Genomic DNA, 7,220 nt, shown 5'->3' with positions numbered 1-7,220 from the left:
GCCCCCGCGCCCGTGGCACAGCCGCCGCGCGCCGCATCGGGCTTTGACGACATGGACGACGACATTCCGTTCTGATTCGGCCTCGCACCAAGCACAACGGGCGCCCCAGGGCGCCCGTTTGCTATTGCAGTGATAGCTGCTCGCGCTGGATGGACAAGCGCTGCAGCCCAAAAACACTCAAATCAGTGCACCACCATGAGGGAGAACGGCCAGACATAGGCCTGCATCGTCACGTACAGGCCCACCAGGCAGGCCAGCGCGATGGAGTGGAAGAACACGTAGCGCAGGATGTCGCCCTCGTGGTCGAACCAGCGGGTGGCGGTGGAGGCCACGACGATGGACTGCGCGTCGATCATCTTGCCCATCACGCCGCCCGAGCTGTTGGCTGCGCCCATCAGGTTGGGCGACAGGCCCAGCTGCTCGGCTGCCACCTTCTGCATGCCGCCGAAGAGCACGTTGGAGGCCGTGTCCGATCCCGTGAGCGCCACGCCGATCCAGCCCATGAGCGTGCCGAAGAACGGGTACAGCACGCCGGTGTTGGCAAAAGCCAGGCCCAGCGTGGTGTCGGTGCCCGAATAGCGCGTGAGCGTGCCCAGCGCCAACATCAGCACGATGGTGAGCAGCGAGTAGCGCACCAGCCAGAAGGTGCGGAAGAACGTGGTGACGATGGCCACCGGGTTGTACTTCATGACCAGCGCGCTCACCACGGCCGACAGCAGGATGCCCGTGCCGGTGGCCGACAGCAGGTTCAGCGTGTAGACGGCGGCCTCCTTGTGCGGCGCGGGCACCACGGGCGGCACCTTCTCGATCAGGTTGTGCAGCCCGGCCATGGGGAAGGCCGGCGCGAAGATGCCATTGAGCCAGGCCTTGACCGAGGGCAGGCCCCAGATGAACACGAACACCGACAGGATGACCCAGGGGGTCCAGGCGGCCACCAGCGCCTGGGTGCTGTGGCGCTTGACCGGCTGCGGCGGCTTGGCCTCTGCGGCGCTGGGGTCATGCCCGCGCAGCGAGGGCGACGTCCACACCGTCTTGGGCTTCCACACGCGCAGGAAGGCCACCAGGCAGACCATGGAGACGATAGCGGCGATGATGTCCACCAGTTCCGGCCCGATGTAGTTGGACACCAGGAACTGCGGAATGGCGAAGGACACGCCCGTCACCAGGATGGCCGGCCAGATTTCCATCATGCCCTTGCGGCCGGCGAAGGCCCAGATCAGCCAGAACGGCACCAGCAGCGAGAAGAAGGGCAACTGGCGGCCGATCATGGCCGTCACCTCCATCAGGTCGTAGCCGTGCACCTTGGCCAGCGTGATCACCGGCGTGCCCAGGGCGCCAAAGGCCACCGGCGCCGTATTGGCGATCAGCGACAGGCCCGAGGCCGCCAGCGGCGAGAAGCCCAGGCCGATCAGGATGGCGGCCGTCACCGCCACGGGGGTGCCGAAGCCGGCCGCGCCTTCAAAGAACGCGCCGAAGCAAAAGGCGATCAGCAAGAGCTGGATGCGGCGGTCTTCCGTGATGCCCGACAGCGAGTCCTGCAGCACGGCGAAGCTGCCGTTCTGCTCGTGAGCTGGTGCAGGAAGATGATGTTCAGCACGATCCAGCCGATGGGCAGCAGGCCGGTGAAACCACCGAACAGCGCCGCACGGCCGGCCATGTCGCCCGGCATGCCGTAGACGAAGACCGCCACGAGCAGCGCCGTGATCAGGCCCATGCCTGCCGCGATATGCGCCTTGATGTGGAAAAAGCCCAAGGCCACGAGCATGACCACCACTGGCAGCGCGGCCAGTGCGGTGGAGATGACCATATTGCCCAGTGGGTCGTAGATTTGTTGCCAGACCATAGCCTGTGCCCCCTGTTGTTGTCCCGGTTTTGGAAGGAGAAATGCCTCGCACGCCCAGTACCGGAGGTCAACCGGCTGGAGCGGCGCGGACGAGACTGTAGAAAGACCGCCCGCGACGCAGCGTGAAAAAACCGGAGACCGGTGCTGAAGCAATTTCACACCATAGCAGGGACGCAGGTCCGGCATCCCGGCTATTCGGGTATCCCCTGATGCCGCCTACGCCCCCCTGGGCGGGCTTTCAGCCGTTCACGGCCGCAATCACCCCACCGCCCAGGCACACCTCACCGTCGTACAGCACGGCCGACTGGCCCGGCGTCACGGCCCACTGCGCCTCAGGGAAGTGCAGGCTGAAGGCGTCGCCCTGTGCGGCCAGCACCGTGCAGGCGGCGTCCTGCTGGCGGTAGCGCGTCTTGGCGGCGCAGGCGCCTGCTGCGGGCGGATGGCCGGCAATCCAGCTCGCGTCCTGCGCATCCAGGCGGTGCGACAGCAGCCACGGGTGCTCGTGGCCCTGCACCACGCGCAGGGTGTTCGTCTCCAGCTCCTTGCGGGCCACGAACCAGGGCGCATGGTCGCCGCCGCCGCGCACCGGCTGGCCAGACGGTGCTTTCGCCCCGGCGCCTTTTTCCTTGACACCGCCGATCCCCAAGCCCTGCCGCTGGCCCAGCGTGTAGAACGACAGGCCTACGTGGCGGCCCAGCTTGCGCCCGCGGTCGTCCAGGATGGGGCCGGGTGCATGCTGGATGTAGCGGTTGAGGAACTCGCGGAACGGTCGCTCGCCGATGAAGCAGATGCCGGTGGAGTCCTTCTTCTTGGCGTTGGGCAGGCCGATGTCGGCAGCGATGCGGCGCACCTCGGTCTTGTGCAGCTCGCCCACGGGGAACAGCGTCTTGGACAGCTGCGCCTGGTTCAGGCGGTGCAGAAAGTAGCTCTGGTCCTTGGACGGGTCCAACCCCTTGAGCAGCTCGAACAGGCCCGTGGCCGGGTTCTGACGCACGCGCGCGTAGTGGCCGGTAGCGATCTTCTCGGCGCCCAGGCGCATGGCGTGGTCCAGGAAGGCCTTGAACTTGATCTCGGCATTGCACAGTACGTCCGGGTTGGGCGTGCGGCCGGCCTGGTATTCGCGCAGGAACTCGGCGAACACCCGGTCCTTGTACTCGGCGGCAAAGTTGACGTGCTCGATCTCGATGCCGATCACGTCGGCCACGCTGGCCGCGTCCAGGAAGTCCTGGCGGCTGGAGCAGAACTCGCTGTCGTCGTCATCTTCCCAGTTCTTCATGAAGATGCCGACCACCTCGTGGCCCTGCTGCTTGAGAAGGTGCGCCGTGACGGCGGAGTCCACGCCCCCCGACAGGCCCACCACGACCCGGTGTTTTTTCATCGCCGGGCCGCCCCAAGAGGAAAAGCGGCCCCTCTGGGGGGCAGCGACCACACGAAGTGAGGAGCGTGGGGGGCATGTTTCATAGGTGTGCGATTATCCCAGCCCACCCCGGCCGGGCGGCGCCTGGGGTCAACCGGGTGTTGGAGACGATGGAACTGCGGCAATTGCGATATTTCGTGCGGGTGGTGGAGCTGGGCTCCATGAGCCGCGCCGCGCTCGATCTGAACCTGGTGCAGTCCGCACTGAGCCAGCAGATCACGCGGCTGGAGGGCGAGCTGGCCACGCGCCTGCTGCACCGCACGCCGCGCGGCGTGGCCCCCACCGAGGCCGGGGCTGCGTTCTTTCGCGAGGCGCAGCTCACCCTGCGCCATGCCGAGCAGGCCGTGCGCGCCGCCCAGCAGGCGCGGCTGTCGGGCACCGTCACCGTCGGCCTGGCGCCCACCACCTCGGCGCTGCTGGGGCTGCCGCTGATGCAGGCCATGCGCGCGCGCTACCCCGACGTGCGGCTGCACATGGTGGAGGGCATGTCGGGCCACCTCTCGGCCATGCTGCATGCGCGCGAGCTGGACCTGGCCGTGCTGTTCGACTCGCGCCTGCACCAGGCGCAGCTGGCCGGACGCACCCAGCGCTGGCAAATCCAGCCGCTGCTGGAGGAAGACCTGTTCCTGATGCGCGGCGCCGCCGCCCCGCGCCTGGCCGCCGAGGTGGCGATCACTGAGCTGCGCGAGGAGCCGCTGATCCTGCCCACCGGCCCGCACGGCCTGCGCAGCACGCTGGACACGGCCTTTGCCAGCGCGGGCATCGCCCCGCATGTGGTGCTGGAGGTGGACTCGCTGGCCATGTTGATGGCCGCCGTGGACGCCGGCCTGGGCTCCACGCTGCAGCCCTGGGCGGCGCTGGGCCGCTACCCGGACGCGGCCACGCGCTTTCAGTGCGCGCGCCTCACGGGCGCGCCGGCGCGGCGCGTGAACCTGCTGTGCAGCCTGCCGGACGAAGAGCTGTCCCCCGCCGCACTGGCTGCGCGCGTGGTGCTGCTGGACTGTGCCCGCGGTCTGGTCACCGAGGGCCGCTGGATCGGCACCTCACTGCTGGCGCAGGCACCGGCAGGGGTTCCCGCCCCGTAGCGGCTGCTTTCGGGCGTCGCGCCCGGGCGCGCAGCCATCACCGTTCGTGATACCCCCATACCCGCCCGCGGCTGCACGGCAGGCGGGCCGCTGCCTAAAGTCCACGCTCGACTGCTGCGCCCCTCGCCCCTACCGGGTGCGCCTCCACGAGCGAAACCTATGCAATCTCCCCCGATGGACACCGATGTCCTGGTCATCGGCGGCGGCAACGCCGCCCTGTGCGCCGCGCTGATGGCCCGCGAGGCCGGCAGCCGCGTGCTGCTGCTGGAATCGGCCCCGCGCGCCTGGCGCGGCGGCAACTCCGCCCACACCCGCAACCTGCGCTGCATGCACGACGCGCCGCAGGACGTGCTGGTCGATGCCTACCCTGAAGAAGAGTACTGGCAGGACCTGCTGAAGGTGACCGGCGGCCAGACCAACGAGCACCTGGCGCGCCTGGTGATCCGCGCGTCCAGCACCTGCCGCCCCTGGATGCGCCGCCACGGCGTGCACTTCCAGCCCGCGCTGGCCGGCACGCTGCACGTGGCGCGCACCAATGCCTTCTTCATGGGCGGCGGCAAGGCGCTGGTGAATGCCTACTACCGCAGCGCCGAGGCGCTGGGCGTGCAGGTGCGCTACGAATCGGCCGTGGAGCGCATCGAGATCGAGAACAGCACCTTCCAGGCCGCCTGGGTGAAGGGCCAGCGCATCACCGCCAAGAGCTGCGTGCTGGCCGCCGGCGGCTTCGAGTCCAACCGCGAGTGGCTGCGCGAGGCCTGGGGCCAGAACGCGCGCGGCGAGTGGCCCGCCGACAACTTCCTGATCCGTGGCACGGCCTACAACCGCGGCGTGCTGCTGAAGCACCTGCTCGACGACCACGGCGCCGACCGCATCGGCGACCCCACGCAGGCGCACATGGTGGCCATCGACGCACGCGCGCCGCTGTACGACGGCGGCATCTGCACGCGCATCGACTGCGTGTCGCTGGGCGTGGTGGTCAACCGCGAGGGCGAGCGCTTCTACGACGAGGGCGAGGACTTCTGGCCCAAGCGCTATGCCATCTGGGGGCGCCTGGTGGCGCAGCAGCCGGGGCAGATTGGCTACTCCATCATCGACAGCAAGGCCATCGGCCGTTTCATGCCGCCGGTATTCCCCGGGGTGAAGGCGGACAGCCTGCCCGCGCTGGCCGAAAAGCTCGGCCTGCCCATAGAGACCTTCATGCAGACGCTGAACGTCTACAACGCCGCCTGCCGCGTGGGCCAGTTCGACCACACCACGCTGGACGACTGCCATACCGAGGGCGTGGCGCCCGCCAAGACCCACTGGGCGCGGCCCATCGACACCGCGCCGTTCTACGGCTACGCGCTCAAGCCCGGCGTCACCTTCACCTACCTGGGCCTGCACACCGACGACACCGCCGCCGTGCGCTTCGCCGACCAACCCAGCCGCAACCTGTTCGTGGCGGGCGAAATGATGGCCGGCAACGTGCTGGGCAAGGGCTACACCGCGGGCGTGGGCATGTCGATCGGTACGGCCTTCGGTCGCATCGCCGGGCGCAACGCCGCGCTGGCCGCCGCGGGCCAGGCTGCCGCGCACGGCGCGGTGAACGACGAGGGCTGAACACCATGCAAACCCTGAAATCCCTGACCGACGAAGCGATAGGCCTGGCCCAGGGCGGGCCCGCCCGCGTGATTCCCATCGTGCCCGCGCCGGCGCAGAGCGCCGCCGAGACCGAGGTGGCGCGGCAGATGCAGATCTGCAACGCCTGCCGCTACTGCGAGGGCTTTTGCGCCGTGTTCCCGGCCATGACGCGCCGCCTGGACTTCACCCAGGCCGACGTGCACTACCTGGCCAACCTGTGCCACAACTGCGGCGCCTGCCTGCACGCGTGCCAGTACGCGCCGCCGCACGAATTCGCCGTGAACATCCCGCAGGCCATGGCCCAGGTGCGCGGCCAGACCTACGCCGACTACGCCTGGCCGCCCGCGCTGGGCCGGCTGTACCGCCGCAACGGCCTCACGCTGTCGCTGGCCCTCGTGGTCGCGCTCACGCTGTTCCTGGTGCTGGGCGCCGCGCTGCAGGGCGGCGGGCTCGGCGCGCTGTGGGGCGCGGACCTGGGCGGCAACTTCTACCGCCTGTTCCCGCACAACCTGCTGGTGGGCCTGTTCGCGCCGGTGTTCCTGTTCGTGGTGTTGGCCTTGTCCATGGGCGTGCGCCGCTTCTGGAAGGACGTGAAGCCCGCCACCAGCGGCGCCGACGTGAGCGCCCCCGCCGCCACCGAGGCCGCGCACGACGTGCTGCGCCTGAAGTACCTGGACGGCGGCCATGGCGACGGCTGCCACAACGAGGACGACGCCTACACCCTCAAGCGCCGCCGCGCGCACCACCTCACGTTCTACGGCTTCCTGCTGTGCTTTGCCGCGACCTCGCTGGCCACGGTGTACCACTACGTTTTCGGCTGGCCGGCGCCCTACGAGGCACCCAGCATTCCCAAACTGCTGGGCGTGGCGGGCGGCGTGATGCTGGTGCTGGGCACGATCGGCCTGTGGTACCTGAACCGCACGCGCCACCCCGCACACGGCGACGCCGCGCAAAAGCCCATGGACCTGGGCTTCATCGCCCTGCTGTTCCTGGTGGCCGCAAGCGGCCTGGCGCTGTGGCTGGTGCGCATCACCCCGTCGGCCGCGCCCGCGCTGGCCCTGGTGCTGTGCCTGCACCTGGGCGCGGTGATGGCCCTCTTTGCCACGCTGCCCTACGGCAAGTTCGCCCACGGCGTGTTCCGCACCGCCGCGCTGCTGCGCCACACCACCGAAAAGCGCCAGCCCAACCCTATCGGGCTGGGCAGCGATTGATTGCTTCTAAAACCATAGCTGTTAGCGCTTGATGGATAAGCGCT

At 69.1% G+C, this 7,220-nt stretch carries 4 protein-coding genes and 2 pseudogenes; 4 read left to right on the top strand and 2 right to left on the bottom strand.

All coding sequences use genetic code 11. The features are described 5' to 3' along the window. A pseudogene (locus tag OX89_RS19315) lies at positions 1-75 on the top strand (single-stranded DNA-binding protein); the annotation flags it as partial. 107 nt (positions 76-182) lie between these two features. On the opposite strand, the pseudogene OX89_RS01270 reads toward OX89_RS19315, so the two are convergent. Next, positions 183-1,843, bottom strand: a pseudogene (locus tag OX89_RS01270) (L-lactate permease). A gap of 238 nt (positions 1,844-2,081) precedes the next feature. Beyond that, positions 2,082-3,221 carry a tRNA 2-thiouridine(34) synthase MnmA gene (gene mnmA, locus OX89_RS01265; RefSeq protein WP_047349262.1) on the bottom strand — a complete coding sequence of 380 codons (1,140 nt, stop codon included), beginning with the start codon at positions 3,219-3,221 and terminating at the stop codon, positions 2,082-2,084. Between the two features lie 149 nt (positions 3,222-3,370). Here mnmA and OX89_RS01260 point away from each other — a divergent pair, with 149 nt between their 5' ends. From OX89_RS01260 to tcuB, 3 genes are all read left to right on the top strand, one after another. Next, positions 3,371-4,345 carry a LysR substrate-binding domain-containing protein gene (locus tag OX89_RS01260; protein WP_047349261.1) on the top strand — a complete coding sequence of 325 codons (975 nt, stop codon included), beginning with the start codon at positions 3,371-3,373 and terminating at the stop codon, positions 4,343-4,345. 174 nt (positions 4,346-4,519) lie between these two features. Then, positions 4,520-5,944 (top strand): FAD-dependent tricarballylate dehydrogenase TcuA, encoded by a 1,425-nt coding sequence (gene tcuA / locus OX89_RS01255; RefSeq protein ID WP_369799231.1) that lies wholly within the window; start codon positions 4,520-4,522, stop codon positions 5,942-5,944. Between the two features lie 5 nt (positions 5,945-5,949). After that, entirely contained in the window at positions 5,950-7,176 is a 1,227-nt protein-coding gene (tcuB, locus tag OX89_RS01250; RefSeq protein WP_047349259.1) for a tricarballylate utilization 4Fe-4S protein TcuB, read from the top strand. Positions 7,177-7,220 lie beyond the last annotated feature (44 nt).

The sequence above is a fragment of the Diaphorobacter sp. J5-51 genome (assembly GCF_001023515.1).
GTDB classification, from domain to species: Bacteria; Pseudomonadota; Gammaproteobacteria; order Burkholderiales; family Burkholderiaceae_C; genus Diaphorobacter; species Diaphorobacter nitroreducens.
This window is presented reverse-complemented; position numbering and strand designations above follow the sequence as displayed.